Origin of the sequence: Stutzerimonas sp. S1 (assembly GCF_025966695.1) — a bacterium.
Taxonomy (GTDB): domain Bacteria; phylum Pseudomonadota; class Gammaproteobacteria; order Pseudomonadales; family Pseudomonadaceae; genus Stutzerimonas.
Genome location: NZ_JAOEIY010000006.1, coordinates 22,986 through 47,709, shown reverse-complemented (window position 1 = coordinate 47,709; position 24,724 = coordinate 22,986). Strand labels below are relative to the sequence as shown.

Genomic DNA, 24,724 nt, shown 5'->3' with positions numbered 1-24,724 from the left:
CTCGCTTGTTCCTGCCCTCCTCAAAAGCTCTGATCTTTTGAGGAATTCCAAGAATGAAACTGTCCCGACTTACCCTGGCCGTAGCGCTGCTGCCTGGCACGCAGGTATTTGCCGACACTACCGACGCGAGCAGCTACCAGCTGCCGACCATGCTGGTGACCTCCGCACGCCAGGCCGAACCCCGCGCCACCGCCACCGCCGCCAACACCGTGTTCACCCGCGCCGATATCGAACGTCTGCAGGCACGCAGCGTGCCCGAGCTGCTGCGCCGTGTGCCAGGCGTACAGGTGAGCAGCCCTGGCGGTGTGGCGTCGCTGTCGCTGCGCGGCACCGGCACCGCACAAACACTGGTGCTGGTCGATGGCCAGCGCATTGCCTCGGCCACCAGCGGCTTCGCCCGTCTCGACTATCTGGCCATCGACAACATCGAGCGTGTCGAAGTGATCCGCGGCCCGCGCTCGTCGCTCTATGGCGCGGATGCGATTGGCGGCGTCATCCAGATCTTTACCCGCAGCGGCAAGCCGGGAATTAATCCAGAAGTCCGCTTGGCCGCCGGCAGTGACCAGACCTTTCAGCGCAGCCTGAGCCTGGCGGCCGGTACCGAGCAGACTCGCGTCCACCTCGGCGCCAGCCTCGACGAGCGCGACGGCTTCGACATCACCCGCGACAATCGTGGCGCTGACATAGACAACGACGGGCAGCGCAACAAGGCCCTGCACCTGAAGCTGGATCACCAGTTCGATGCGAACTGGAAAGCAGGTTTGAGCTTCAATGACCAGCGCGGCAAAAACGAATATGACGATGCATACGAGTTCGCCCCGGGCACACCGCAGGACAAATTCCGCGTCAGCAGTTACAGCGGCTATCTGGACGGCCAGCTGACCGGCATCTGGAACAGTCGCTTGGAACTGGGCCGCAGTTTCGATCGTAACCACGCAGTCGGTGCCAGCAGCGCTTGGAACAACACCCTGTTGAAAACCACGCGTTATTCGGCGGCCTGGATCAATCAGCTGCGATTGAGCGAGCGCCAGCAACTGAGCGTCGGCGGCGACTGGTATGAAGACCAACTCGATTCCACGACTGCCTTTCAGGAAGACAGCCGCGACAACGTGGCTTTCTTTGCCCAACACAGTTTCCAAGGCGAGCGCTTCGACACGGAGCTCGGTTTACGCCACGATGATAACCAGCAGTTCGGCAGCCACAACAGCTGGAACGCGGCGTTCAGCCTGCCAACGGGAGAGTCGCAGCGCTGGATTCTGAGCTACGGCGAAGGCTTCCGCGCTCCAACATTCTCCGACCTTTACGGACCGCCGTTATGGGGACCGAATCCGGACCTCCAGCCGGAGATCTCGAAGACCTATGAGTTGCAATGGCGTGCTGATCTTGACGCCACTCAGCTGGAAGCCTCGATCTACCGCACCGATGTGGAGGACATGATCGCCTGGGGCGAAAACCAGATGGAAAACGTCAGCCAGGCACGGATCAACGGTTTCGAAGCCAGTGCGGCACGTGAACTGCTGGGTTGGCAGGCGAACATTGGTGTGAGCATCATCGATCCTCGCGATCGGGACAGCGGCCGCGTACTACAACGCCGCGCCAAGCGCTCGCTAAGCCTGGATGTAGACCGTCAGTTCGGCGCATTCGGAGTCGGTGCGACCTGGCAGGCCTTCAGCCAGCGCTTCGATGACAGCGCAGTCAACGCAAGTTTCGATTCCGAGCGCACCACGATCCCGGGTTATGCCGTGCTGAACCTTCGTACGAGCTGGCAGGCAACACCCGAGCTTCGCTGGGAGGCCAAGTTGGATAACGTGCTGAACAAGGACTATCACCTTGCCCTGTACCAGCGCGAATTCGCCAACATGGACAGCGCCTACGGCTACAAGGAGCAGGGACGCACCGCGCTATTCGCCGTCACCTGGACTCCCTCGCTCTAATCACGCTTACCGGCGCGCCCGCTCAGGGCGCTGCCGCCATCGCTTCGCAGAGCTTCCCGATCGCCCCCAACATCTGGAAGCTCGGTCGCTCCAGGCCCTTGTCGGGCACCGTCAGCAAGCGCCCGCTGCGCACGGCACTGAGCTGAGGCCAGGCTTTCCAGCTCTCCAGTTCGGCACCGCTGCCACCGAGGATCACCTCGGGGTCGCGCGCCAGCACGGCCTCGACACTCACCTGCGGCGCCGGCAGCTGAAGGTCTGCGAAAACATTCACGCCACCGCAGACCTCGATCGCCTCGCTGATGATCTGCGAACCGCCGAGCGTATACAGCGGGCGATGCCAGACCTGATAGAACACTCGCAGCGGGGTCTCGCGCCTGTACTGCAGGCGTAGCTGCGCCAGCCCAGTACGAAATCGCTCGGCCAGCCGTGCGCCCTGCTCAGCCCGGCCAACGGCGCCGCCAACGATGACGAACTGCTCGGCCAGTTGCTCAAGCCGTGACGGCTCCGCTACCAGCACGGGAATGCCGAGCTGCTGCAGCTGCTGGCGCTGGCTACGAGGAATGCTGTCCGGCCAGAGCAATACCAGATCGGGACGCAGACTGAGCAGGGTTTCCATCTCTACCTGGCCGTAGCGCCCCACCGATTGCACGTCTGTCAGCGCCGCCGGACGCTCGCCGCCGTCGAGCATGCCGACCAACAGTTCGCCGGCGTCGAGTTCAAGCATGATCTCGGTGAGTGAAGGCGCCAGGCTCACCACTCGCTGCGCAGCTGGCACGGAGAGCGGCACCAGCAGCAGCGCGGCGAACAGTAGGCGATGCATCAATGCAGCTGCCGCGGGATGCGGTAGAGCACCAGCAGCGCAAGACTGCCGAATACCAGCAGCAAACGGGCAACCGGCTCCATGCCCAGCAGTGCTCCGGCTGCGGCCAGCCAGGCCGGCAATGAGGCGATCAGCAGCGCACGGCGCCTGACACGCCGTAGATGAGTCCAGGCATCGGACTCGGTCGCACGGCCGAGCGCTTGTTCGGTGGCGATCAGCGCGTGCTTGAAGGCGGTGAATGCGGGCAGGCTGAAGAACAGCGAGACGAGCCCGGCGGCGAACAATGGCAGCCCCCAGCCACCCAGCTGAACCGATGCCCGACCGAGCAGCAGTACCGGCAGCACCATCGCCAGGCTATGCAGCCAGCCATCGCGCGCAAGCTGGCGGCGAGCGGCGGCCCGGCTCACGACTGCTCGGCTTCGCCCTGATGAATTTCGCCAAGCATGTGGCCCAGCTTGCCGGCCTTGGTGGCGAGGTACTTGCGGTTGTGCGGGTTGTGCGCAATCTGCAGCGGCTTGCGCTCGGCTACGCGGATGCCGAAGCCCTGCAATGCCTTCACCTTGCGCGGATTGTTGGTCATCAGCTTGATTTCGGCGATGCCTAGGTGCTCGAGCATCGGCAGGCAGATGGCGTAATCGCGCATGTCCGGAGCAAAACCCAGTCGCTCGTTGGCTTCGACGGTGTCGGCGCCGCCGTCCTGCAGTTCATAGGCGCGAATCTTGTTCAGCAGACCGATGCCGCGGCCCTCCTGGCGCAGGTATAGCAGTACGCCGCGGCCTTCCTCCGCGATCGCCCGCATCGCCGCTTCCAGCTGGAAACCGCAATCACAGCGCAGACTGAACAGCGCATCGCCGGTCAGACACTCGGAATGCAGCCGGCCAAGCACCGGCTTGCCGTCGGCCACATCGCCCAGGGTTAGCGCGACGTGTTCCTTGCCAGTGTCCTGGTCGAGAAAACCATGCATGGTGAACACACCGAACGGCGTCGGCAGTTTGGAAGCGGCGACGAACACGACAGACACGGGAGAAACCCCAGCAGGCAGAAAAGCGGACATTGTAACACTACCCACCGGAGCGGGGTCAGCAGGGTTTACGCTTCGATGCGAGCGACATCGAACGGAAACCTCGCCGCTGCCAACCCTTTCAGATCTTGGACTCCAGCCGCAGCACGCCCTGCTCTTCGCGCCAGCTCACCCGACCAAGAAAGCTCATGCCGAGCAGCGCCTCGGTAGGCGCGCCGCCTTCCAGCACTACAGCCTCGACGCCCAGCACGTCGATGGCCCCGACCTTGACGCTGTTCAGGTGCACGCGCCAGGCCTTGGCGGTACCACTGGCGGTGTTCACCATCATCGGCTGGCCGCTGACGCGGTAATCGATGCCCAGGCGCTTGGCTTGGTGCTCGTTGATCGCTACCGAGGTCGCTCCGGTATCGACGAGAAACTGCACCGGCTGGCCATTGATCGATCCGGCGATCCAATAGTGTCCGCCACTGCCCTTGGCGACGCTCAACTGCGTCTTGTCTGGCGCGGCGTAACCGGCACCACTGTACTCGCGGCTCAGGCTGTAGTTACGTTCAACACCCGCTACCCGCAGTACCGCCCCGCGGGAATCGGCGCTTACCACTTCGACGCCGCCGGGGCCGGTCTGGCCGACCTTGACCAGCTTGCGCTGGCCGTCGACGTTCAGCACCGCCGCCCCCGGGAACAATCCGACTACTTGCACCATCGGCGCGGAGTCAGCCGCGGACGGCATGAGCAACAGGGAGGCGAGAAGCAGTTCTAAGGGACGCATGGGGATTCCTCGCGGACCGGCAATCGACTGGAGAAGGCGCGATCTTCCGTCAGCTGTCGTGATGATTCAGCGACCCGCCGCACAATCAGCTACGCCAGCAGTGCGACCAGTCCCTGCATGACCGCCCAGGCGGCGACGCCGGCGAGAATATCGTCGAGCATGATGCCCAGCCCACCGTGGATGTGCCGGTCGACCCAACCGATCGGCCAGGGCTTGGCGATATCCATCACGCGAAACACCATGAAGCCGAGCAGCAGCCAGTACCAGCCCTCCGGCACCAGCCAGAAGGTGATCCAGATGCCGACGAATTCGTCCCAGACGATGCCTTCATGGTCGTGCACACCCAACTCGCGGGCCACCTTGCCGCACAGCCAGACGCCAAACAGCATGCTCAGCACGAGCATCAACCCATAGCCCCAGCCCGGCAGCAACTGCCACAGTGGCACGAACGGTAATGCCACCAGCGAGCCCCAGGTGCCAGGCGCCTTGGGCATCAGCCCGGAGCCGAAGCCGAATGCCAGGTTGTGCCAGGGATTGGACCAGACCAGAGTGTGAGGCTTAGCCGCAATTGGCGAGGATTCAGTCAAGACGGCATTCCTTTTCGGTTCAGTTGGATGCGCCGCAGATCGCCAGCGACTCAGACCTTGAAATGGTTGAAGCCACGTTCGCGCACGGCCACTTCCTTGCCGGCTTCATCGAGCAGCTGCACGCCGAGCCCCTGGGCAACGCGACCGATGACATGCACAGGCCACCCAGCGTCCTGCAGCGCGGCAAGCTCAGCGGGCGGCAAGGTGAAGGCCAGTACATAGTCATCCCCCCCGGCCAGTGCACAGCGCAGCGCTTCGGCGTCGCCGGCGAAACGGCGCAGCGATTCCGACAACGGCACGCGATCGCGCTCGATGTGCAATGCGACGCCCGAGGCCTTGGCAATGTGGCCGCAATCGGCGAGCAGCCCGTCGGAAATATCCAGCGCCGCCGTCGCCCTGCTGCGCAGCGCCTCACCCAGCGCGAGCTGTGGTTGCGGCGACCAGTAGCGCGCCAGTAGATGCTCGGCGACGTCCGCACCAGCCTTGGCCTGCCCCAGCACCAGCGGCAAGGCGCCGGCGGCTTCTCCGAGCACGCCGCCGACGCAGAGCAGATCGCCGATCTGCGCGCCGGCACGCGTCAGAGCCTGCCCGGACGGTACCCGGCCGAACACGGTGACGGTCAGGCACAACGGCCCGCGGGTGGTGTCGCCGCCGATCAGACGCAGGCTGCAGTCGAGCGCCATCGCATCCAGGCCACGGGCGAACTCGCCTAGCCAGAGCGGATCGGCGTCTGGCAGGGTCAGGGCAAGGGTGAAACCGATGGGCGTCGCGCCCATACCGGCAAGATCGCTGGCGGCGACGGCCAGTGCGCGCTGGCCGAGCAGGAAAGGATCGCAGGGATCGGGAAAATGGACCCCGGCGACCAAGGTGTCGGAGGACACGGCCAGCTGTTCGCCGGCGGGAATCTGCAGCAGGGCGCAATCATCGCCGATACCGAGAACGACTTCGCCGCCGGCCCTGGCGCAAGCGGCGGCGGCGAAGTAGTGACGGATCAGCTCGAACTCACCCAGCAAGGCGGGTAACCCTCAGCGCTTGTGGTTGCGCACTTCGGCGCTGCGCAGCGAGGGTGCCAGCTTGTCCAGCACGCCGTTGACGAACTTGTGCCCGTCGGTGGCGCCATAGACCTTGGCCAGCTCGATACCTTCGTTGATGACCACGCGGTAGGGCACATCGATCCGCTGCATCAGCTCGTAGGTGGACAGGCGCAGGATCGCCAGTTCAACCGGATCGAGCTCCTCCAGCGGACGGTCGAGGTTCGGCGCGATGGCCTGATCGACTTCGGTCTTCTGGCGCGCGACACCATTGAGCAGCTCGTGGAAGTAGGCGCCGTCGACACCGCTGAAGTCGTTGTCGACGCGAAACTGCGCTTCGATCTCATTGAGGCTCTGGCCGGCCATGTGCCACTGATACAGCGCCTGCATCGCCAGGCTGCGCGCCACCCGGCGGGTAGCGATCTTGCCCTTGGCCTTGGGCTGCGGAGCGTCCTGGCTATCGTCGTGATTCAGGCTCACTTGGCCTCCAGCTGCGACAGCAGGCTCACCATTTCCAGTGCGGAGAGTGCGGCTTCGGCGCCCTTGTTGCCGGCCTTGGTGCCGGAGCGCTCGATAGCCTGTTCGATGGAGTCGACGGTCAGCACGCCGAAGGCGACCGGTACACCGAACTCCATGGAAACCTGGGCCAGGCCCTTGGTGCATTCGCCGGCGACGTATTCGAAGTGCGGGGTGCCGCCACGAATGACTGCGCCGAGGGCGACGATGGCGTCGTATTCGCCCTGCTGGGCGACCTTCTGCGCGACCAGCGGAATCTCGAAGGCACCCGGTGCGCGGATGATGGTGATGTCGTTCTCGCTGACGCCGTGGCGAACCAGCGCGTCGACCGCGCCGCTGACCAGGCTCTCGACGACGAAGCTGTTGAAGCGGCCTACGACCAGGGCGTATTTGCCCTGCGGGGCGATGAAGGTTCCTTCGATGGTCTTCAGGGGCATGGGTGCTTTCTCATCTCTTTAAAGAACGAAGGCGCCGCGGACTGCGCGGCGCCTCTGATTTATTCGGCCGGGAGGTATTCTACAACTTCCAGGTCAAAGCCGGATATCGCGTTGAACTTCATCGGCGCGCTCATCAGGCGCATCTTGCGTACGCCCAGATCACGCAGAATCTGCGAACCGGCGCCGACGGTGCTATAGGTGGCTGGGGTCGGCGGCTGCTCACGGGTCAGCTGCGCCAACAACTGCGGGCCGGTCAGCGGGTTGCCGAGCAGCAGCACCACGCCCTTGCCGGCTTTCGCCACTTCGCTCATCGCCGCGCGCAGGCTCCAACGGCCCGGCACGGTAACCAGCAGCAGGTCGCGCAGCGGCTCCATGTTGTGCACGCGCACCAGCGTCGGCTCCTCGGGGGAAATCTCGCCGCGGGTCAGTGCCATGTGCACGGTGTCCTCGACGCCGTCGCGGTAGGTGACCAGGTTGAACTGGCCCAGCTCGGTCTCCAGCGGCTGCTCGGAAACCCGCTGCACGGTGCGCTCGTGGATCATGCGGTAGTGGATCAGGTCGGCGATGGTGCCGATCTTCAGCCCGTGCTGTTCGGCGAACAGCTCCAGCTCCGGGCGCCGCGCCATGGTGCCGTCGTCATTCATGATCTCGCAGATCACGCCGGAAGGTTCCAGGCCCGCCATGCGCGCCAGGTCGCAAGCCGCCTCGGTGTGACCGGCACGCGCCAGCACGCCGCCCGGTTGCGCCATCAACGGGAAGATATGGCCGGGACTGACGATGTCTTCGGCCACGGCGCTCTTCGCTACCGCTGCCTGCACGGTGCGCGCGCGGTCGGCGGCGGAAATGCCGGTGGTCACGCCCTCGGCGGCCTCGATGGATACGGTGAACTTGGTGCCGAAACCGGAACCATTGCGCGGCGCCATCAGCGGCAACTTGAGCAGCTCGCAGCGCTCGCGGGTCATCGGCATGCAGATCAGGCCGCGGGCGAAGCGCGCCATGAAGTTGATGTGCTCGGCGGTCACGCATTCGGAAGCGACGATGATGTCGCCCTCGTTCTCGCGGTCCTCGTCATCCATGAGGATGACCATCTTGCCGGCGCGGATGTCTTCGATCAGTTCTTCAGCGGTGTTGAGCGCCATCTGGGCGTCTCCTCAATTCTTCAGGTAGCCGTGCTCGGCGAGAAAACCTTCGGTGAGTCCCGAGGCCTTGGGTTCGGCGGCCTGGTCGCCCATCATCAGGCGCTCCAGGTAACGCGCCAGCAGATCGACTTCCAGGTTCACCTGCCGCCCGGGGCGGTAGTCGGCCATGATGGTTTCGCCGAGGGTGTGCGGCACGATGGTCAGCTCGAATTCGGCGCCGTTGACCGCGTTGACCGTCAGGCTGGTGCCATCGACGGTGATCGAGCCCTTGAGCGCGATGTACTTGGCCAGCTCGCGCGGCGCACGGATGCGGAACTGCACGGCGCGGGCGTTATCCTCGCGCGCCACGACCTCGCCGACGCCGTCGACATGGCCGCTGACCAGATGGCCGCCGAGACGGCTGGTGGGGGTCAGCGCCTTTTCCAGGTTGACCCGGCTGCCGGCCTTGAGATCGATAAAGGCGGTGCGCGCCAGGGTCTCGCGGCTGACGTCGGCCCAGAAGCCGTTGCCCGGCAGCTCGACCGCGGTCAGGCAGACGCCGTTGACCGCGATGCTGTCGCCCAGCTTGACGTCGCCCAGATCGAGCTTGCCGGTGTCGACCAGCACGCGAACGTCGCCGCCCTTCGGCGTGAGCGCACGAATGGTGCCGATGGCTTCGATTATTCCAGTGAACATGTAGCCTCCCGCGGAAGGCTGGTGAAACGCTGCATACGACGAACTCCTGTTTTGAAAAACAGGGCGCTACAGATCGATAGGGATGCATGACGGGCACGCGGACGGCGCCCATCGGAATATCCCGCTCTCTCTCATCCGGACTATACCGTCGGCCCCGGAATCACACCGGGTCTGCTGACCTTGCCTAGGCAAGCGCTCGCGGGCTAGACGCGATTGAAAGCTGCTGCGCGCAGAGCATGCTGCGTTGTGGTTCTCCTCGAAGTGCTCATTTACCGCAGTAAACTCCGCCTTCTCGTCGAATCACGCCTTGCCTGCTCAGCGCTCGCTACGCTTTCATGCTTGTAACTGCGCCATTACCGCCGGTGGGGAATCGCACCCCGCCCTGAGAACGTTGGGCCACTCGCGGCCCGGCAGCGTTTTTAACACAAATAGCGACGCGGGGCAGCCCGTTATCGCCCGGTAGCAGCTATCTGAATGCAAGACGCAGGCTATCGGCGGACACAGCCGACAAGGGTTGCCGATCAGTTGGCCGCGCGCGCCACGATCTTCCAGTCGTCACCGACCGCACGGATGTCGACGATCTTCAGCTCGCGCGCCTCACTCATGCGCTCGAGCGGCAACTCCAGCAACGGCCGCGCCGAGGAACCGAGGAACTTGGCCGCCATGAAGATCTGGTACTCGTCGATCAGCCCGAGGCCGGCGAACGCACCGACCAGACGCGGCCCGGCCTCGACCAGCACCTCGTTGGCACCACGGGCAGCCAGCTCGCGCAGCAGCGCGGTCAGGTCGACCCGCTCCTGACCCAGCACTAGCGCCTCGTGGCCGGCGCGACGATAGGTCTCCTCGCAGCCGGCGACCGCCGTGACGACCAGCGCCGGGCCGGCCTGAAAGAACGGCACATCCAGCGGCACACGCAGCCGGCCATCGACCAGCACTCGCAACGGCGGGCGCTCAAGCGCCAGCGCAGTCGTTTCCGCATCCAGCCCCAGCTCGGTGCCGCGTACGGTCAGCCGCGCGGCATCCATCAGCACGGTGTCGGCGCCGGTCAGCACCACGCTGGAGCGGGCGCGCAAGCGCTGCACCTCGGTGCGGGCCGCCGGGCCGGTGATCCACTGGCTCTCGCCGCTGGCCATCGCCGTGCGTCCGTCCAGGCTCATCGCCAGCTTGGCGCGCACGAACGGCAGACCGCTTTCCATGCGTTTGATGAAGCCGCCGTTGAGCTCGCGCGCCTCGGCTTCCAGCACGCCGCTGGCGACTTCGATGCCCGCGCTGCGCAGCAATTGCAGGCCGCGCCCGGCGACCTGCGGGTTCGGGTCCTGCATAGCTGCTATCACGCGGCCGACGCCAGCCTTGACCAGCGCTTCGGCACAGGGCGGCGTGCGCCCGTAGTGACTGCAGGGTTCGAGGGTGACGTAGGCGGTGGCGCCGCGGGCCCGTTCGCCGGCCTGACGCAGCGCGTGGACCTCGGCATGCGGCTCGCCGGCGCGCACATGCCAGCCCTCGCCGACCCGCTCGCCATCCGCGACGATGACGCAACCGACCCGCGGGTTCGGGTGGGTCGAATACAGGCCCTTGCGCGCCAGTTGCAGCGCGTGGGCCATCCAGGCGTGATCGGCGGCGTTCATTCGGGCTTCGCGGGCTCGCGGGACAGCCGTTCGATCTCCTCGCGAAACTCGTTGAGGTCCTGGAAGCGGCGATACACCGAGGCGAAGCGGATGTAGGCAACCTCATCGAGCTTCTGCAGCTCGGCCATCACCAGTTCGCCGAGCACGCGCGACTTGATCTCACGTTCGCCGGTGGCACGCAGCTGATGCTTGATATGGGCAATGGCCGCCTCGAGGCGCTCGACACTGACCGGACGCTTTTCCAGCGCACGCTGCATGCCGGCGCGCAGTTTCTGCTCGTCGAACGGCTGGCGGCTGCCATCGGACTTGATCAGCCGCGGCATCACCAGCTCGGCGGTTTCGAAGGTCGTGAAGCGCTCGCCGCAGGCCAGGCATTCGCGGCGGCGGCGTACCTGATCGCCCTCTGCGACCAGGCGGGAATCGATGACCTTGGTGTCATGGGCACTGCAGAACGGACAATGCATGGGATGGATTCGGTCGAACGTCGGGGCGGCCATGGTAGCGCATCCGACCGGCAAGACAAGGCAGCGGTTTTGCTGCTATACAAGGCCGATTCGCCGTAGTTCTGGAGCCGTCCGTGCGCTTACGCCCCGCCCTTCTACCGTTGCTGCTGGCCCTGCTGGCCGGCTGCGGCAGCCAGCCACCCGAGTCGCCCACCCCCGTCAAACTCAGCAGCGCACCGCACTCGAAACTGCTCAACGAACTGAGCGGCAGCCTGATCGGCGCACCTGCCGGCAGCGACGTCGAGCTGGCGCTGCTGGAGGTCGACCGCCGCGACCAGCCGGATCGTCTGCTGAGCAACGTGCAGCTCAAGGGTCGCGGCTCGGAGCTACCGTTCATCCTGCAATTCAACCCGGACGCCTTCCCGCACGACCAGCGTGTCGAACTACGCGGGCGGGTGACACGTGCCGGGCAGTTGATCATGCGGCTGCCGGCGCTGCAGATTCGCAATGCCAGCAGCCAGGCACTCGGCCCGCTGCAGCTGGTTCCCGCGCCGTGACGGCACCGGCACCGCTACAGGCGGCACTGAACGAACTGCTCGGCGACGCCCGGCTGGTCGCCGAGCCGCTGCCGAATACCGATCTGCGCCTGTGGCTGATCGATGCGGGCAACATGGATCGCGCCTTCAGTCCCGAGGAAACCCGGCGGATTCTCGAAGAGCCTCCGTACTGGTGCTTCTGCTGGGCCAGCGGCCTGGTGCTGGCGCGCTGGCTGGCCGAGCGGCCGGAATGGGTACGGGGCAAGCGCGTGCTGGACTTCGGTGCCGGTTCGGGTGTCGCCGCGATCGCCGCGGCCAAAGCGGGTGCCGCCGACGTGGTGGCCTGCGATCTGGATCCGCTGGCACTCGCCGCCTGCCAGGCCAACGCGGAGCTGAATAACGTGACACTGCGCTACTCGGACGACTTCTTCGCCGAGGCGGATCGCTACGATCTGATCATCGTCGCCGATGTGCTCTACGACCGCGCCAACCTGCCGCTGCTGGACCACTTCCTCAGTCGCGGCCGCGAAGCGCTGGTGGCCGACTCGCGGGTGCGTGATTTCGCCCATCCACTGTACCGGCGGCTGGATGTGCTGGATGCCTGTACCTGGCCGGATCTGGCCGAACCGGCCGAGTTCCGTCGGGTCAGCCTCTACCACGCCGTTCGGTAGCAGCCGGGAGTATGCCGTGAGCGAACACACGTTGCGTCTGTTCTTCGCCCTGCCCTGCCCCGCCGAGCAGGCCCGCGCCATCTGCAAGTGGCGCGACGAACAGGCGCTGGATGGACTCCCCGTAACCCGCGCCAACCTGCACCTGACGCTGGCCTTTCTCGGTGCGCAACCCGCGGAAAGCATCGAAAGCTTAAAGCGGCTCGCCGCCGATCTGGATTGCCCGCCGTTCGCGCTGACGCTGGACCGGCTGACCACTATCGGCAAAGGCTTCATCTGCCTGCAGCCAAGCGCGCCGCCGACAGCGCTGGACTACCTCGCCGCCGCGCTGCGTGCGCAACTCGCCGCGCAAGGGCTCGCGCTCGACAGCCGACCGTTCCTGCCGCATCTGACGCTGACACGACATGCTCACGAGCGTGCGCGCGGACATGCCCCAGCGTTCACTTGGACAGTGGAGCATTTCGTGCTCTACGCATCGGAAAACGTGCCGGGTGGCGTGCGCTATCGGGAACTTGGCAGCTGGCCGCTGCACGCGCCCGGCACGGCCGACGAGGCCGCCACGGACGCGGACTGAGCGGCAACTCAGGCGGGAACTTCGATCAGGAAGCGGAACAGCGAGCCGTGCTGCTCCACGCTCAGGCAGTTGTAGCCCTTGGCGCGGGTGTCTTCCGGAATGCCGTTGACCGACTGCGAACAGTCGGTGACCACTTCCAGCAACTGCCCCGGCTGCATGGTCGCCAAGGTTTCCAGCGTGGCGATGGCGTTGTACGGGCAATGCTCGCCGCGCAGATCAAGCGAGAGATTCGGTTTGGCCTGGCTCACGGGCAGGACTCCTCTTGGTTTGGAAACGTTTGGCGTTCAGATGCACCAGCAGCATGGCCACGGCCAAGCCGGCGAAGGTCAGCATCAGGCCGCTGGTAGGGCCGAAGCTTTCCAGCAGGTTGACCTTCGGATAGGGCAGAGCCAGCGTCGAGCCCAGCTCGTCCCAGTACACCGCGACCAGGGTGCCGCCGATGACGTTGCCGATGCCGACCACCCAGAAGTGCACCTGCCCTTCCATCGCGCGGTACATCCAGCCGGTCTCGCAGCCACCGGCCAGCACGATGCCGATGCCGAACAGCACACCGCCGATGATCGCGTTCGGCCCCATCCAGAAGATCTTCGGGCTCGCACCGAGCGCAATGGCGCCAAAGGTGCCGACGCAGGCCACGGCCATGCCCAGCAGGATGCCGTAAGCGGCGCGAGTGCGCCCGGTGGTCCACAGATCACGCGCGGCGCTGGTGAAACAGATCTGCGCCCGCTCGATCAGCCCGCCGAACAGCAGGCCGAACAGCACTGCCATACCGAGCACCAGCGAAGTATCGAAGCGCCAGGCGGCGAAGCCGATGGCGAGCACGGCAACGGCCACGCCGACACGCGCCTGCAGCGTGGCGCGGCGCCGCGTACCTTCGACGTCGCCGAACAGCGAACTGGCCTGGCTGCCCACTTTCAGCGGCGTGCGCAGCCAGGGCAGCAGGCAGATCTTCACGCCGACCCAGGCGCCGCCGACGGTCGCCAGCATGAAGGCCCAGGCGTGCAGCGAGAACATCGGGATCCCGGTGAAGAACGCCGCCAGGTTGCAGCCCATTGCCAGCCGCGCACCGAAGCCGGCGATGACGCCGCCGATCAAGCCCTGCAGCAGACGCCGCTTGCTGGTCGGCCAGCGCAGGCTGACGTTGTTCGCCCACAGCGCCGCGCACAGTGCGCCGAGCAGCATGCCGATGATCATCACGCCATCGACGCGATCGAGCGGCGTGCCGGCCAGGCCGATCAGCTTGAAGTAGCTCCACTGCTCGGGCGTATAGCCGAACCAGGACAGGACGTGGCCACCCCAGCGGGTGAACTCGCCAGTGACGGCCCAGAAGGTTCCGGTGATGGCGAAGTAGTAAGCGGAGGCGACACCCAGTGCGCCGAGCGCGGGCAGCGGCGACCAGAAGCGCACGAGGTAGCGCTCCCGGAAATCGGAGAGAAGGGACATGTGAAGCTCCTTATGACGCGCGACTGCAAACGCCGCACCGGTCTAGGAAAAGGTTGTGCCTGGGCGAAGCGGCGCAGTGCCACTCCCGTCGGGCGGGCGCAACCATAGACCAATCGCAAGCATCAGGCGAGCCCTTGCTTCCCGCCTCGCGCGTCCCCACATACCATGCTCAGCTTTCCTGCCCTTCGTCGCCCACGAGAATCCCGATGAGCCAGACGCCCTATATCTTCGATGTCACCACCACCAGCTTCGAACAGCTGGTGCTCGAAAATTCGTTCCACAAGCCGGTACTGGTGGATTTCTGGGCCGAGTGGTGCGCCCCGTGCAAGGCCCTGATGCCGCTGCTGGCGAAGATCGCCGAGGAGTACCAGGGCGAGTTGCTGCTGGCCAAGGTCAACTGCGATATCGAGCAGGAAGTGGTCGCCCGCTTCGGCATTCGCAGCCTGCCCACCGTGGTGCTGTTCAAGGACGGTCAGCCGGTGGACGGCTTCGCCGGCGCGCAGCCGGAATCGGCCATCCGCGCCATGCTCGAACCCCACGTGCAGGCACCCGCCACCCCACAGGGCGATTTGCTGAAAAGCGCTGAGGCGCTGTTCGCCGAGGGGCGCTTTGCTGACGCCGAGGCGCAACTGCAACAGCTGCTCGGAGAAGACAACGAGAACGGCGCGGCGCTGATTCTGTATGCCCGCTGCCTGGCCGAACGCGGCGAACTGGGCGAAGCGGAGACCGTGCTCAATGCCGTGAAGGGCGACGAGCACAAGCAGGCGCTGGCCGGCGCACGCGCGCAACTGACCTTCCTGCGTCAGGCCAACGATTTGCCTGAAGTCGCCACGCTGAAGAGCCGCCTGGCGCAAAATGCCGAGGACGACGAGGCCGCCTACCAGCTGGCCATCCAGCAGCTGGCGCGCCAGCAGTACGAAGCTGCACTTGATGCCCTGCTCAAGCTGTTCGTGCGCAACCGCAGCTATGCCGATGGCCTGCCGCACAAGACGCTGCTGCAGGTCTTCGATCTGCTGGGCAACGACCACCCACTGGTCACGCTGTACCGGCGCAAGCTGTACCAGGCGATCTATTGAACCCGGCGGTTGCCTGTCAGGAGGTCGGGCAACCTTCACCGATCCAGTGGTAGCTGGCGGCATTCGATCCGCTCTCGACCCGGACCTGATCGCAGTGGCGCAGACGCACCAGCAGACGCTTGGCCATCGACGCACTGCCGGTCAACGCCTCCAGTTCGGCGAAAAGCTCCGGACCGTCCAACCGGCCAGCTCGCCGCAGGCGCTCACGAGCGGTGTGCCACAGACTGTCGTCGACAGGCGTAGCCGTGCCGGCGGCAGGCTCGCCTGGCGCCACCGACAGTTGTCGGGTCAGATGCGCCCAATCCTGCTCGTCCAGTTCGATTTTCAGGTCGACCGGCCACTCGCCAATATGCCCACGGATTCGAATCATGTTCCTCTCCTTGCGTATCAGGGCCTCATGCTCACACGGTTGCGGCGGACTGGCCAGCCAGCCAGCAAAGTTGTTATAACGTAACCATCAATCACCACCCGGAACCGACCATGCGCCTGCTGCTCGCCCTGCCTTTCGTTCTGCTGCCCCTTAGTTACAGCCAAGCACAGGATGATCATCACCACCATGATCATGACGTTCATCACGACACCACCAGTCTGAGCGCCCACGAACATGGCGCCGCGCGCCTCGACGTGGTGCTGGATGGCCGCACGCTGGAGCTGCAGTTCCACAGCCCGGCGATGAACTTGCTGGGGTTCGAACATGCGCCCGCCAGCCCAGCCGACGAGGCACAGGTCGCCCGCACACGCGTGCAGCTGGAACAGCCGCTGACGCTGTTCGGCCTGTCTACCGCCGCCGCTTGCGAGGTCAGCGAGCAGGAGCTGCATGGCGAATTGCTCGGCAGCACACATGCCGGCTACCAGCGCCCGGATAACGCCCCGTCACCCAGCGAGTCCGCCGCGCCGCAGCAGCGTGGGCATAGCGACATCGAAGCGCGCTATCGCCTCGCCTGCCGCCATCCGGAGGCGCTGCACGCGCTGGAGCTGCGCAACCTGTTCGAAAGCTTTCCCGCAACCGAACGGATTGCGGTACAACTGATCGGCCCGCGCGGCCAGCAGGGTGCACAACTCACTCCGAGCCGTTCGCAGCTACCGTTCTGACCCACCCTGGCACCGACCGCACCCGATGACGTCTCCTCTGCTCGCCCTCGACAATCTTGGCTTCGCCTGGCCCGGCCAGGCAGAGCTGCTGGACATCTCCAGTTTCCAGCTGGCCCGCGGCGAAAGCCTGTTTCTCAAGGGGCCGTCCGGTAGCGGCAAGACCACCCTGCTCGGCCTGATCGGCGGCGTGCAGCGGGCCGGGCGCGGCAGTGTGCGCCTGCTCGGCGAAGATCTCGGCCGGCTGTCCGCAGGCGCGCGCGACCGTTTTCGTGTCGACCACACCGGGTATATCTTCCAGCAGTTCAACCTGTTGCCGTTTCTCGCGGTACGCGAGAACGTCTGCCTGCCCTGTCGCTTCTCCCGACTACGCGCGAGCCGGGCGATCCAACGGCATGGCGGGCTGCCCCAGGCGGCGGCCGCATTGCTCGAGCAGCTCGGCCTGCCTACCGCACTGCTGGAGCGCCGCGCCGATAGCCTCTCCATCGGCCAGCAGCAACGGGTCGCCGCTGCGCGCGCGCTGATCGGCCAGCCGGAACTGGTGATCGCCGACGAGCCGACCTCGGCACTCGACGCCGACAGCCGCGAGGCTTTCCTTCAGCTGCTGTTCGCCGAATGCCGCGCGGCCGGCGCCAGCCTGCTGTTCGTGAGCCACGACCAGAGTCTGGCGCCGCTGTTCGACCGTAGCCTGGCACTGGCCGACCTCAATCGTGCCAGGCCTGCCGTGGAGATCTGAGGCATGTATCTGTTGCGCCTGGCTCTGGCGAGCCTGAACAACCGCCGCTTCACCGCCCTGCTCACGGTATCCGCCATCGCCCTGTCGGTCTGCCTGCTGCTCGCCGTCGAGCGGGTGCGCACCGAGGCGCGCGCCAGCTTCACCAGCACCATCAGCGGCACCGACCTGATCGTCGGCGCGCGCTCGGGCTCGGTGAACCTGCTGCTGTATTCGGTATTCCGCATCGGCAACGCCACCAACAACATCCGCTGGGACAGCTACCAACAGCTGGCCGGCCATCCACAGGTCAAGTGGGCGATCCCGCTCTCGCTGGGTGATTCGCACCGCGGCTACCGAGTGCTGGGCACCAACTCGGGCTATTTCGAGCATTACCGCTACGGCCGCCAGCAGCCCCTGTTGCTGGCCGAAGGCCGCGCGTTTGCCGACGATCCATTCGAGGTGGTGCTCGGTGCCGAGGTCGCGCAGAGCCTCGGCTATCGGCTGGACGAGCAGATCGTGCTCGCCCATGGCGTGGCCAAGGTCAGCCTGGTGCAGCACGACGACAAGCCATTCCGCGTGGTCGGCATCCTTCGGCGCACCGGTACGCCGGTGGACCGTACGCTGCACATCAATCTGGCGGGCATGGAGGCGTTGCATGTCGACTGGCACGGCGGCGTACCAGCCCGCGGTGCCGCTCGGGTGAGTCCGGAGCAGGCGCGCCAGCTGGATCTGCAGCCGCAGCAGATCACCGCCGTGCTACTCGGCCTGAACAGCAGGATCGCCACCTTCGCCCTGCAGCGCGAGATCAACCAGTATCGCGCCGAGCCACTGCTGGCGATCCTGCCCGGCGTGGCGCTGCAGGAGCTCTGGAGCCTGATGAGCACGGCTGAGCAGGCGCTATTCGTGGTCTCACTGTTCGTCGTGCTGACCGGCCTGATAGGCATGCTCACCGCGATTCTCACCAGTCTCAACGAGCGCCGCCGGGAAATGGCGATCCTGCGCTCGGTCGGCGCGCGCCCCTGGCATATCGCCGGCCTGTTGATCATCGAGGCGTTTGCTCTGGCGCTGGCCGGAGCCGTACTCGGACTGGTGCTGCTGTATGTCGGCATCGCTGGCGCGCAGGCGCCGCTGCAGCATCTCTACGGACTGTATCTGCCGTTCGGCTGGCCGAGCGGCTACGAATGGCGGCTGCTGGGCGCGATCTTGCTGGCGGCGCTGCTGATGGGCGCTGTGCCCGCCTGGCGCGCCTATCGACAATCGCTGGCCGATGGCCTGTCGATCAGAGTATGAGGAAGCCCATGTCGCGTTTGCTGCTCGCCCTGCTGCTGGTCCTGCCTGCCGCCTTCGCTGGCGAGGCGCGCCTGCTGCAATGGTCGGAACTGATCCCCGAGGGCGCGCCGCCAGCGCCACCGCCGACGCCGCTGCACGATCTGTCGCAGCTGGCCGATGCGCTGGCCGCCGAGAGCGGTCCTGCGGCACAGCAACAGTCGCCAGCCGCACCGGTGGTGCAGGAACTGGACGGCATCATCGCCAGGCTCCCCGGTTACATCGTGCCGCTGGACATGGATAGCGACGGGCGGGTCATCGAGTTCCTGCTGGTGCCCTACTTCGGCGCCTGCATCCACGTGCCGCCGCCACCGTCGAACCAGATCGTGCACGCTACCAGCGAGCTGGGCGTCAAGGTCGACGAGCTGTATCAGCCGTACTGGATCGAAGGGCCGCTCGCTGTCGAGCCGGCCAGCAGCGAGCTAGCCGAAGCAGGTTATCGGATGGTGGCGCAGAAGATCGAGCTGTACGAATTGGAATAAGGTGTCGCGCCGCGCTCGTCGGTCAGCGTTGCCGCTCAGCCAGCGCGGGCGATCTGCCGTTCGCGCTCGAAGCTCAGCTCGCCCTCGGCCCATTGGCGCCAGGCACGCACCTTGCGTCGCTCGGCCCCGGCCCGCTCGGCCTGCTTCAGCGCATCCAGTCCGGCCTGCCAATGCGCCTGTTCGAGTTCCAGCTGCGCGACATTCATCCAGAACTTGGCGGCGCCGGACTGACTGGCCAGCTCGCGATAGATCTTCGCCGCCGCGCCACGCTCGCGCGCCTGCCACCAGAGCATGCCGAGCCGCTCGCGGCGGGTGCCATTGCTCGCCAGCAGGCCGGATTCAAGCATGCCCTCCAGCAGCTTGGCCCCCTGCCACGGCTGGTTGGCGGCACTGGCCAGCAGCACCAGGTTGTCCAGCTCCGCCTCGCTGAAGCGCAGGCCCTTGGCATGTGCGGTACGCAGCGTCGCGAGCGCCTTGTCCTCGGCACCGGCGAGTTGCTGTAGACCGGCAAGCTGCCGCCAGGTCTTGACCTGTTCGGGGTGGCGCAGCAGCAACTCACGCTGCCAACGCTCGGCGGCCTGATAGCGCTTGAGTTCGGCATTGCCGGCAACCAGGAACTGCAACCAGGTGTCACCGGCGCGCGGGTTGGCCTGAACGTAGCGCTCGGCAAGTGGCAACGCCTTGGCATGCTGGCCGAGCCCCTGATAGGCCTGCACCAGCATCTGCAGCACTTCCTCGTCTGCCTGCGGGGCCGATGACAGCAGACTGATCACCTTGGCATACCGTCGCTCGCCGAGATTCAACCGGGCCAGGTTGAGTCGCTCGCCAGCCAGCAGTGCCTCGTCCAGCTTGCCGCTGGCGACAGCCTTCTCCAGCCACTCCAGTGCCTGTCGATTGTTACCCTCGGCCCAGGCCAGGTAGCCACGGCTGCGCCACAGCAGGGCCTCTTCGACGCTGCCGGCTTTTGCCTCGATGCCGGCCAGTGCCTTGCCGGCAGCCGCAAAGTCACCTTTGCCCTGCGCCGCCTGTGCCCGCTCGAGCGCCATGAAGATCGCCGGATCAATACTCTGCGCGGCATGCACCGTGACGCTGAGGCAAAGCAACAACAGGATCAGCAGACGAGACATCTCAGCGTCCTCCTTGCAAACGGAAGTGCAGGGTTTTCACCGCTTCGCGGGACACTGCCACGCCGTTCTCGGTACGCGGTGCGAAACGCCAGCGCGCCGCGGCACGACGCGCCTCGCGGTCGAAGACGTTGCGCGGCGAAGCCTCCAGTACGCGAATATTCTCCACCCGCCCCTGCGGATTGATGGTGAAGGCCAACTTGATATGTCCTTCGATGCCCTGCTGGCGTGCGCGATAGGGATACTCGGGGCGTACATCATTGAGCGGCATCACTTCCTGCTCCGGCCCGCCAGGCTGTCCGGCGACTTCGGAGGCAGCGCTCGCCGGGGCCGGCGCGGCTGCCGGCGCAGTCGCCGCGGCGGTGAGTCCGGACAGACTCGGTGTCGGTGCGGCGGCCACCGATACGCTGGCATCGATGTTCGGCAGGTCGAGATCGAGTTTCGGCAGGTTGGCCTGCGGCGTCGCCATAGTCGGCGTCGGCGGCGTCGGGGGTTGCGGCGTCTTCGGCTGCGGCGGTTGTGGCGCCTGCTGCCGTGAACGGGTCGCGGCTGCCTCGTTGCGTCCATCCATGCGGACGAAATTGGCGATCGCCACCGGATCCTCTACCACCTTGCCGCGCGGCGGATTGACCATGCTCAGCATCAGTGCGAACAGCAGCAGCGCCACCACGCAGGCGGCCAGGAAGGACAATGCCAGCCGCACCGTTGCGCTCATCACTGCGCGCCCGTGCTGGCTGCCAAGGCCACATCATGCACGCCGGCCTGGCGCGCCTGGTCCATGACCCGGACCACCAGCCCGGTGCGCGCATCCTGATCGGCCTGCACCACCACGGCACCGTCCGGCTGATCGACGCGCAGTCGCTCGACATGAGCGCGCACGCTGCGCACATCCACGGCCTGCTTGTCGATCCACACCTGACCGTCGGCGGTGACGGCGATAAGAATGTTGCCTTTGTCCTGGGCGCTGGCAGTGTCGGCCTGCGGCCGTTTTACTTCGACACCGGACTCCTTGATGAAGGAGCTGGTGACGATGAAGAAGATCAGCATGATGAACACCACGTCGAGCATCGGCGTCAGGTCGATGCCGGTGTCTTCATCCTGCTGGTAATGGTGGCGACGCATACGCATCCGCAAATCCTCAGTCGTGACGCAGCTGGTCGGCCAGCCGGTCGAGAGACTGGCGCGCGATTCGCTCGAGGCGCGCCAGGCTGAACAGTCCAGTGATGGCCAGCACCATGCCGGCCATGGTCGGCAGGGTCGCCTGCCAGACGCCCGCGGCCATGCCGCGAGGATTGCCGGTGCCGTTCAGCGCCAGCACGTCGAATACCGCAATCATGCCGCTGACGGTGCCGAGCAGGCCAAGCAGCGGGTACATCGCCACCAGCGTCTTGCTCAGCCGTAACGGACCGGTGAGCTGCTGCTGCGCCTGCGCCAACCAGGCCGCACGCACCGCGCGCTGCCAGCTGCCGGGGTCGCCATCCAGCTGCGCCCAGGCCTGCCGACGCGCCTCGACCCAATGCGGGAAGATTCGCCGCATGAACCACAGGCGCTCGAACACCAGCGTCCAGTAGAGCACGCACAGCGCCGCCAAAGCCCACATCACCGCGCCGCCAGCCGCCATGAAGTCGAGCAGCGCGTAGCTGCCATCGACCAGGCTCAACCAGCGGGCGTACAGATCAGTCACGGCGCGGCGCCCCCGACAGGTGCAGGGCGATCAGACCGGCACTCTGCTGCTCCAGCAACTGGATCAATGCCTTGCTGCGACTGGCCAACAGGCTGTGCAGAAACAGCAGCGGAATCGCCACCACCAGGCCCAGTACCGTAGTCACCAGCGCCTGGGAAATACCTTCGGCCATCAGCCGCGAATCGCCACCCCCGCTCTGAGTGATCGCCTGGAAGGTAATGATCATGCCGGTCACGGTGCCGAGCAGGCCAAGCAGTGGCGCCACCGCGGCGAGCAGCTTGAGCAGCGGCTGGCCACGCTCGAGCGGGGGCGTTTCCTGAAGGATCGCTTCGTCGAGCTTGAGTTCAAGCGTTTCCAGGTCCGACAACTGCGGTTTGGGTCCGAGCACACCGATGATCCGCCCCAGCGGATTGTCGGTGCGCGGTTGATTGAGTTCGCGCATCTGGCTGCCGACCTTGCGGCCAACACCGCCGAGATAGACCATCCGCCAGATCGCCAACAGCAGTCCGATGGCGCCGAGCACCAGAATCACCCAGCCAACCAGGCCGCCCTGCTGGATCCGGTCCCACAGCTGCGGCTGGCGCTGCAGTTGCGCGAGCAGCGTTCCGCGACTGGGATCCACCGGCAGGGTCGCCAGCGGTGCATCGCTGGCGAGGTAGTCATCGATCATGCTTCGCTCGGAAGGCTGCCGCGCCGGCTCTAGCAACTGGCCGGCGTCGGCGTCGTAACGCAGCAAGGCGTCCTGGCTGAATGCCGAGAAGCTGCCAACGCGAAGTACCGGCTGCTCACTGCGACGACCGTCGGCGCCGACAACCGGCAACTCGACTTGCTCGACTCGGCCGCTAGCGGCCAGATCCTCAAGCAACGCCATCCAGAAGCCGTCGAGGTCCTCGGCGGATGGCAAGGCACGGCTCTCGGCGAGACTGCGCAGGCGCTGCAGGCGTTCGGGGTATTGCACATTGAGCAGGCTGTCCTGCCACTGGCCGGCGATATCTCCGGCGCTCTGGCGAACCACGCCGAACAGCTCGCCCAAGTGCCCGACACGCTGTGCCAGCAGTTTCTCCTGCTCGGCCAGTTGCGCCTCCTGGCGGTCGAACTCGCCCTTCAGGCGCTCCGCCTCGGCCTGCTGCTGATCCAGCGCCGCCTTGGCACGCGCGAGCAATTGCGCCTGCTCGCCGCGGTCGCGGATGAATGCCTGCTCCCGTGCCTGCATGGCGCTGACCTCGGCGGCACGCTCGCTGCGGATGCGCTCCAGCAACTGATCCGGGCTCAGCGGCTCGGCAGCCTGCACCAGCGCTGGTAGCAGAGCGAGCGCGAATAACGACAGCAGACGATTCATTGCGCGACCTCCTTGGCCAGGGTCTTCACGGGTAGCTCCAGATAAGTCGGCGCCTGCTGCTGGCGCGCCACGGCAATGGCCTGAGTAATCGGCCGCCGCGCGTCACCGTCGAGCACTTCCCAACTGCGGCTCTGCGGATTCCACCAGCCGCTCTCGTGTGCATCCAGCGTCTGGTAATAAAGCATCACCCGCCCCAGGCGCAGGAACTCGACGCTAAGCGCGCCGCCGTCCACCGGCAGCTCGCCGCGCCAAGCTTCCAGGGTGCGGCCATAATCGCTCTCGATCTGATAGGCCTCGAGGATGCGGCGGTACTTCTCAGCCAGACTCACATCGGCACGTGGCAGCATGTCCTGCAGGCTCGCCAGGCGATCGGCGCGCTCCTCCGGCAAGAACGGCAGGTCCGCCGCGATGAACTCACCAAGCACTTCGACCATGCGCCCCATCTGCGGAGTGACCGCCTCCTGCGTACGCTCGATGCCATCCAGCTGACGCTGGAAACCTTCCAACTCCTTGCGTTGCGCGGCGGTGAGCTCGACCAGCTGCTTGTTGTACGCCTTCAGCGCTTCGGTCTGCTGCAGCGCGCTGCGGTATTCGTTAAGCATCTGCCGGGTCGCATCGTCGAGCTGCTCGATACGCTGCTGGGAAGCCGCTGCCTCGGCCGCCAGGCGCTCGCTCTCGTTCAGCGCGGCGTCCAGTGGGGCCGCCACCGACGGGGCCGTGCCCAGGTAGCACGACAACACGACAACCGCCGTCAGGCGGGGAATAAAGGAAGACATGAAGGATCCTTGCTGGAGGACTTAACTCAAAAGAGAAACATTATCATCTTCCCATTGACGCAAAGCAACCCGGGCAATACGTCGCAGGGCAGTCCTCGCGTTTCATTGAGCTGAGTCAAAATTGCCAGTAACCCACTCTCTACCATGGGCTCCAACACAGCTAACACACGATGGAGCAAGCATTATGCGCAAGACCCTGTTCACCGCCTCCGCGCTGGCCCTGGCGCTGGCCGCCCCTTTCGCCCAGGCCTTCGAGGCCGGGGACATCATCGTCCGCGCTGGTGCGGTTACCGTTGATCCGCATGAAGACAGCAGCGACATCAATCACGCGCTCCTTGGCGATATCGCCGGGACCAAGGCCACGCTGGACAGCGATACCCAGCTAGGTCTGAACTTCGCCTACATGCTGACCGACAAAGTTGGTATCGAGCTACTGGCGGCCACTCCGTTCAGCCATGATGTTGGCGTGAAAGGCATGCCGGCAGGATTTGACCAACTGAACGGCAAACTGGGCAGCCTCAAGCACCTGCCGCCGACCCTGAGCGTGATTTACTACCCGCTCGACAGCAAATCGGCCTTCCAGCCTTATGTCGGCGCAGGCATCAACTACACCTGGTTCTTCGACACCGAACTGAGCAGCAGCGCCGAAGACAAAGGCTTCAACGGCCTCGATCTGAAAGACTCCTGGGGCTTGGCAGCGCAGGTAGGCATGGATTACATGCTGACTGAGAACGTCATGCTCAACGCCCAGGTTCGCTACATCGATATCGACACCGAAGGTACGACCCATCTGGCTGGCAACAAAGTCAAAGTTGACGTCGATGTAGACCCCTTCGTCTACATGGTCGGCCTCGGCTACAAGTTCTGACGCAACCGGCATTCGCCGAATCGCAGA

The 24,724-nt window shown here is 65.6% G+C and carries 31 protein-coding genes; 10 read left to right on the top strand and 21 right to left on the bottom strand.

Translation table 11 applies throughout. The features are described 5' to 3' along the window. The first annotated feature begins 53 nt into the window (after nucleotides 1–53). Nucleotides 54–1,934 (top strand): TonB-dependent receptor, encoded by a 1,881-nt coding sequence (locus N8H22_RS13815; protein WP_264591084.1) that lies wholly within the window; start codon nucleotides 54–56, stop codon nucleotides 1,932–1,934. Between the two features lie 22 nt (nucleotides 1,935–1,956). Here the strand turns inward: N8H22_RS13815 and N8H22_RS13810 are convergent, their stop codons facing one another. The 12 genes from N8H22_RS13810 to nrdR all read right to left on the bottom strand — a co-directional run bounded on the left by N8H22_RS13810 (nucleotide 1,957) and on the right by nrdR (nucleotide 11,018). Further along, complete coding sequence (locus N8H22_RS13810; protein ID WP_264591083.1) at nucleotides 1,957–2,754, bottom strand: cobalamin-binding protein; 798 nt, start codon at nucleotides 2,752–2,754, stop codon at nucleotides 1,957–1,959. Further along, complete coding sequence (locus N8H22_RS13805; RefSeq protein WP_264591082.1) at nucleotides 2,754–3,161, bottom strand: hypothetical protein; 408 nt, start codon at nucleotides 3,159–3,161, stop codon at nucleotides 2,754–2,756. Before N8H22_RS13805 ends, N8H22_RS13810 begins: the two co-directional genes overlap by 1 nt. Then, nucleotides 3,158–3,775 (bottom strand): GTP cyclohydrolase II, encoded by a 618-nt coding sequence (gene ribA / locus N8H22_RS13800; protein ID WP_264591081.1) that lies wholly within the window; start codon nucleotides 3,773–3,775, stop codon nucleotides 3,158–3,160. The genes N8H22_RS13805 and ribA overlap by 4 nt, the downstream gene beginning before the upstream one ends. Nucleotides 3,776–3,896: 121 nt before the next feature. After that, the gene (locus tag N8H22_RS13795) at nucleotides 3,897–4,544 is read right to left on the bottom strand and encodes a TIGR02281 family clan AA aspartic protease (protein WP_264591080.1); all 648 of its coding nucleotides are present in this window, start codon (nucleotides 4,542–4,544) and stop codon (nucleotides 3,897–3,899) included. 89 nt (nucleotides 4,545–4,633) lie between these two features. Next, nucleotides 4,634–5,131 carry a phosphatidylglycerophosphatase A gene (locus N8H22_RS13790; protein WP_264591079.1) on the bottom strand — a complete coding sequence of 166 codons (498 nt, stop codon included), beginning with the start codon at nucleotides 5,129–5,131 and terminating at the stop codon, nucleotides 4,634–4,636. Nucleotides 5,132–5,181: 50 nt separating this feature from the next. After that, a complete protein-coding gene (thiL, locus tag N8H22_RS13785) occupies nucleotides 5,182–6,144 on the bottom strand; it encodes a thiamine-phosphate kinase (protein ID WP_264591078.1) in 963 nt (320 codons plus the stop codon). Nucleotides 6,145–6,156: 12 nt separating this feature from the next. Further along, nucleotides 6,157–6,642, bottom strand: a complete 486-nt coding sequence (gene nusB / locus N8H22_RS13780; protein ID WP_264591077.1) for a transcription antitermination factor NusB — start codon at nucleotides 6,640–6,642, stop codon at nucleotides 6,157–6,159. Further along, a complete protein-coding gene (gene ribE / locus N8H22_RS13775; protein ID WP_003289143.1) occupies nucleotides 6,639–7,115 on the bottom strand; it encodes a 6,7-dimethyl-8-ribityllumazine synthase in 477 nt (158 codons plus the stop codon). Before ribE ends, nusB begins: the two co-directional genes overlap by 4 nt. Nucleotides 7,116–7,174: 59 nt before the next feature. Then, nucleotides 7,175–8,254: a bifunctional 3,4-dihydroxy-2-butanone-4-phosphate synthase/GTP cyclohydrolase II gene (gene ribBA, locus N8H22_RS13770; RefSeq protein WP_264591076.1), complete on the bottom strand. Its 1,080-nt coding sequence runs from the start codon at nucleotides 8,252–8,254 to the stop codon at nucleotides 7,175–7,177. A 12-nt stretch (nucleotides 8,255–8,266) separates the two neighbouring features. Further along, entirely contained in the window at nucleotides 8,267–8,929 is a 663-nt protein-coding gene (locus N8H22_RS13765) for a riboflavin synthase (RefSeq protein WP_008570568.1), read from the bottom strand. Nucleotides 8,930–9,450: 521 nt separating this feature from the next. Next, the gene (ribD, locus tag N8H22_RS13760; RefSeq protein ID WP_264591075.1) at nucleotides 9,451–10,554 is read right to left on the bottom strand and encodes a bifunctional diaminohydroxyphosphoribosylaminopyrimidine deaminase/5-amino-6-(5-phosphoribosylamino)uracil reductase RibD; all 1,104 of its coding nucleotides are present in this window, start codon (nucleotides 10,552–10,554) and stop codon (nucleotides 9,451–9,453) included. Next, nucleotides 10,551–11,018: a transcriptional regulator NrdR gene (nrdR, locus tag N8H22_RS13755; protein WP_264591449.1), complete on the bottom strand. Its 468-nt coding sequence runs from the start codon at nucleotides 11,016–11,018 to the stop codon at nucleotides 10,551–10,553. Before nrdR ends, ribD begins: the two co-directional genes overlap by 4 nt. A 113-nt stretch (nucleotides 11,019–11,131) precedes the next feature. Between nrdR and N8H22_RS13750 the strand changes: the two genes are divergently transcribed. From N8H22_RS13750 to thpR, 3 genes are read left to right on the top strand one after another with little or no spacing between them, the layout of a single operon-like run. After that, the gene (locus tag N8H22_RS13750) at nucleotides 11,132–11,554 is read left to right on the top strand and encodes a YbaY family lipoprotein (RefSeq protein WP_264591074.1); all 423 of its coding nucleotides are present in this window, start codon (nucleotides 11,132–11,134) and stop codon (nucleotides 11,552–11,554) included. Continuing rightward, nucleotides 11,551–12,204 (top strand): 50S ribosomal protein L11 methyltransferase, encoded by a 654-nt coding sequence (locus tag N8H22_RS13745; RefSeq protein ID WP_264591073.1) that lies wholly within the window; start codon nucleotides 11,551–11,553, stop codon nucleotides 12,202–12,204. Before N8H22_RS13750 ends, N8H22_RS13745 begins: the two co-directional genes overlap by 4 nt. A 16-nt stretch (nucleotides 12,205–12,220) precedes the next feature. After that, on the top strand, nucleotides 12,221–12,775 hold the full coding sequence (gene thpR, locus N8H22_RS13740) for an RNA 2',3'-cyclic phosphodiesterase (protein WP_264591072.1): 555 nt from the start codon (nucleotides 12,221–12,223) through the stop codon (nucleotides 12,773–12,775). 8 nt (nucleotides 12,776–12,783) lie between these two features. On the opposite strand, the gene yedF is transcribed toward thpR, so the two are convergent. Further along, on the bottom strand, nucleotides 12,784–13,023 hold the full coding sequence (gene yedF / locus N8H22_RS13735; protein ID WP_264591071.1) for a sulfurtransferase-like selenium metabolism protein YedF: 240 nt from the start codon (nucleotides 13,021–13,023) through the stop codon (nucleotides 12,784–12,786). Continuing rightward, nucleotides 12,992–14,218 (bottom strand): selenium metabolism membrane protein YedE/FdhT, encoded by a 1,227-nt coding sequence (gene yedE, locus N8H22_RS13730; protein WP_264591070.1) that lies wholly within the window; start codon nucleotides 14,216–14,218, stop codon nucleotides 12,992–12,994. Before yedE ends, yedF begins: the two co-directional genes overlap by 32 nt. 206 nt (nucleotides 14,219–14,424) lie before the next feature. Here yedE and trxA point away from each other — a divergent pair, with 206 nt between their 5' ends. Then, nucleotides 14,425–15,294: a thioredoxin gene (gene trxA / locus N8H22_RS13725; RefSeq protein WP_264591069.1), complete on the top strand. Its 870-nt coding sequence runs from the start codon at nucleotides 14,425–14,427 to the stop codon at nucleotides 15,292–15,294. A gap of 16 nt (nucleotides 15,295–15,310) precedes the next feature. Here trxA and N8H22_RS13720 read toward each other — a convergent pair whose 3' ends face one another. Further along, the gene (locus tag N8H22_RS13720) at nucleotides 15,311–15,664 is read right to left on the bottom strand and encodes a hypothetical protein (protein ID WP_264591068.1); all 354 of its coding nucleotides are present in this window, start codon (nucleotides 15,662–15,664) and stop codon (nucleotides 15,311–15,313) included. Nucleotides 15,665–15,774: 110 nt separating this feature from the next. Between N8H22_RS13720 and N8H22_RS13715 the strand changes: the two genes are divergently transcribed. Genes N8H22_RS13715 through N8H22_RS13700 form a run of 4 tightly spaced genes read left to right on the top strand, consistent with a single transcriptional unit; the run spans nucleotide 15,775 to nucleotide 18,906 of the window. Continuing rightward, the gene (locus tag N8H22_RS13715; RefSeq protein ID WP_264591067.1) at nucleotides 15,775–16,386 is read left to right on the top strand and encodes a DUF2796 domain-containing protein; all 612 of its coding nucleotides are present in this window, start codon (nucleotides 15,775–15,777) and stop codon (nucleotides 16,384–16,386) included. A 25-nt stretch (nucleotides 16,387–16,411) separates the two neighbouring features. Then, entirely contained in the window at nucleotides 16,412–17,119 is a 708-nt protein-coding gene (locus N8H22_RS13710) for an ABC transporter ATP-binding protein (protein ID WP_264591066.1), read from the top strand. Between the two features lie 3 nt (nucleotides 17,120–17,122). Next, entirely contained in the window at nucleotides 17,123–18,388 is a 1,266-nt protein-coding gene (locus tag N8H22_RS13705) for an ABC transporter permease (RefSeq protein ID WP_264591065.1), read from the top strand. Between the two features lie 8 nt (nucleotides 18,389–18,396). Beyond that, nucleotides 18,397–18,906, top strand: a complete 510-nt coding sequence (locus N8H22_RS13700; RefSeq protein WP_264591064.1) for a DUF3299 domain-containing protein — start codon at nucleotides 18,397–18,399, stop codon at nucleotides 18,904–18,906. Between the two features lie 35 nt (nucleotides 18,907–18,941). Here the strand turns inward: N8H22_RS13700 and N8H22_RS13695 are convergent, their stop codons facing one another. Genes N8H22_RS13695 through N8H22_RS13670 form a run of 6 tightly spaced genes read right to left on the bottom strand, consistent with a single transcriptional unit; the run spans nucleotide 18,942 to nucleotide 23,829 of the window. Beyond that, a complete protein-coding gene (locus tag N8H22_RS13695) occupies nucleotides 18,942–20,033 on the bottom strand; it encodes a hypothetical protein (RefSeq protein ID WP_264591063.1) in 1,092 nt (363 codons plus the stop codon). A gap of 1 nt (nucleotide 20,034) precedes the next feature. After that, nucleotides 20,035–20,745 (bottom strand): energy transducer TonB, encoded by a 711-nt coding sequence (locus N8H22_RS13690; protein ID WP_264591062.1) that lies wholly within the window; start codon nucleotides 20,743–20,745, stop codon nucleotides 20,035–20,037. Next, nucleotides 20,745–21,158: a biopolymer transporter ExbD gene (locus N8H22_RS13685; RefSeq protein ID WP_264591061.1), complete on the bottom strand. Its 414-nt coding sequence runs from the start codon at nucleotides 21,156–21,158 to the stop codon at nucleotides 20,745–20,747. The genes N8H22_RS13690 and N8H22_RS13685 overlap by 1 nt, the downstream gene beginning before the upstream one ends. Before the next feature lie 10 nt (nucleotides 21,159–21,168). Next, a complete protein-coding gene (locus N8H22_RS13680) occupies nucleotides 21,169–21,714 on the bottom strand; it encodes a MotA/TolQ/ExbB proton channel family protein (protein WP_264591060.1) in 546 nt (181 codons plus the stop codon). Further along, nucleotides 21,707–23,053: a MotA/TolQ/ExbB proton channel family protein gene (locus N8H22_RS13675; RefSeq protein WP_264591059.1), complete on the bottom strand. Its 1,347-nt coding sequence runs from the start codon at nucleotides 23,051–23,053 to the stop codon at nucleotides 21,707–21,709. Before N8H22_RS13675 ends, N8H22_RS13680 begins: the two co-directional genes overlap by 8 nt. Next, nucleotides 23,050–23,829, bottom strand: coding sequence for a DUF3450 domain-containing protein (locus N8H22_RS13670; protein ID WP_264591058.1), 780 nt, complete (start codon nucleotides 23,827–23,829; stop codon nucleotides 23,050–23,052). Before N8H22_RS13670 ends, N8H22_RS13675 begins: the two co-directional genes overlap by 4 nt. A 184-nt stretch (nucleotides 23,830–24,013) precedes the next feature. Between N8H22_RS13670 and N8H22_RS13665 the strand changes: the two genes are divergently transcribed. Next, nucleotides 24,014–24,697: an OmpW family outer membrane protein gene (locus N8H22_RS13665; RefSeq protein ID WP_264591057.1), complete on the top strand. Its 684-nt coding sequence runs from the start codon at nucleotides 24,014–24,016 to the stop codon at nucleotides 24,695–24,697. Nucleotides 24,698–24,724: the final 27 nt, after the last annotated feature.

What these genes read in the sequence shown, in the direction of transcription:
- N8H22_RS13815 (WP_264591084.1), top strand. Translation starts at nt 54, where the DNA reads ATGAAACTGTCCCGACTTACCCTGGCCGTAGCGCTGCTGCCTGGCACG.
- N8H22_RS13810 (WP_264591083.1), bottom strand. Translation starts at nt 2,754, where the DNA reads ATGCATCGCCTACTGTTCGCCGCGCTGCTGCTGGTGCCGCTCTCCGTG.
- N8H22_RS13690 (WP_264591062.1), bottom strand. Translation starts at nt 20,745, where the DNA reads ATGAGCGCAACGGTGCGGCTGGCATTGTCCTTCCTGGCCGCCTGCGTG.
- N8H22_RS13710 (WP_264591066.1), top strand. Translation starts at nt 16,412, where the DNA reads ATGACGTCTCCTCTGCTCGCCCTCGACAATCTTGGCTTCGCCTGGCCC.
- yedE (WP_264591070.1), bottom strand. Translation starts at nt 14,218, where the DNA reads ATGTCCCTTCTCTCCGATTTCCGGGAGCGCTACCTCGTGCGCTTCTGG.
- N8H22_RS13700 (WP_264591064.1), top strand. Translation starts at nt 18,397, where the DNA reads ATGTCGCGTTTGCTGCTCGCCCTGCTGCTGGTCCTGCCTGCCGCCTTC.
- ribE (WP_003289143.1), bottom strand. Translation starts at nt 7,115, where the DNA reads ATGCCCCTGAAGACCATCGAAGGAACCTTCATCGCCCCGCAGGGCAAA.
- ribBA (WP_264591076.1), bottom strand. Translation starts at nt 8,254, where the DNA reads ATGGCGCTCAACACCGCTGAAGAACTGATCGAAGACATCCGCGCCGGC.
- N8H22_RS13665 (WP_264591057.1), top strand. Translation starts at nt 24,014, where the DNA reads ATGCGCAAGACCCTGTTCACCGCCTCCGCGCTGGCCCTGGCGCTGGCC.
- nrdR (WP_264591449.1), bottom strand. Translation starts at nt 11,018, where the DNA reads ATGCATTGTCCGTTCTGCAGTGCCCATGACACCAAGGTCATCGATTCC.
- N8H22_RS13685 (WP_264591061.1), bottom strand. Translation starts at nt 21,158, where the DNA reads ATGCGTATGCGTCGCCACCATTACCAGCAGGATGAAGACACCGGCATC.
- N8H22_RS13715 (WP_264591067.1), top strand. Translation starts at nt 15,775, where the DNA reads ATGCGCCTGCTGCTCGCCCTGCCTTTCGTTCTGCTGCCCCTTAGTTAC.
- ribD (WP_264591075.1), bottom strand. Translation starts at nt 10,554, where the DNA reads ATGAACGCCGCCGATCACGCCTGGATGGCCCACGCGCTGCAACTGGCG.
- N8H22_RS13705 (WP_264591065.1), top strand. Translation starts at nt 17,123, where the DNA reads ATGTATCTGTTGCGCCTGGCTCTGGCGAGCCTGAACAACCGCCGCTTC.
- N8H22_RS13795 (WP_264591080.1), bottom strand. Translation starts at nt 4,544, where the DNA reads ATGCGTCCCTTAGAACTGCTTCTCGCCTCCCTGTTGCTCATGCCGTCC.
- trxA (WP_264591069.1), top strand. Translation starts at nt 14,425, where the DNA reads ATGAGCCAGACGCCCTATATCTTCGATGTCACCACCACCAGCTTCGAA.
- N8H22_RS13765 (WP_008570568.1), bottom strand. Translation starts at nt 8,929, where the DNA reads ATGTTCACTGGAATAATCGAAGCCATCGGCACCATTCGTGCGCTCACG.
- N8H22_RS13695 (WP_264591063.1), bottom strand. Translation starts at nt 20,033, where the DNA reads ATGTCTCGTCTGCTGATCCTGTTGTTGCTTTGCCTCAGCGTCACGGTG.
- N8H22_RS13670 (WP_264591058.1), bottom strand. Translation starts at nt 23,829, where the DNA reads ATGTCTTCCTTTATTCCCCGCCTGACGGCGGTTGTCGTGTTGTCGTGC.
- N8H22_RS13720 (WP_264591068.1), bottom strand. Translation starts at nt 15,664, where the DNA reads ATGATTCGAATCCGTGGGCATATTGGCGAGTGGCCGGTCGACCTGAAA.
- N8H22_RS13675 (WP_264591059.1), bottom strand. Translation starts at nt 23,053, where the DNA reads ATGAATCGTCTGCTGTCGTTATTCGCGCTCGCTCTGCTACCAGCGCTG.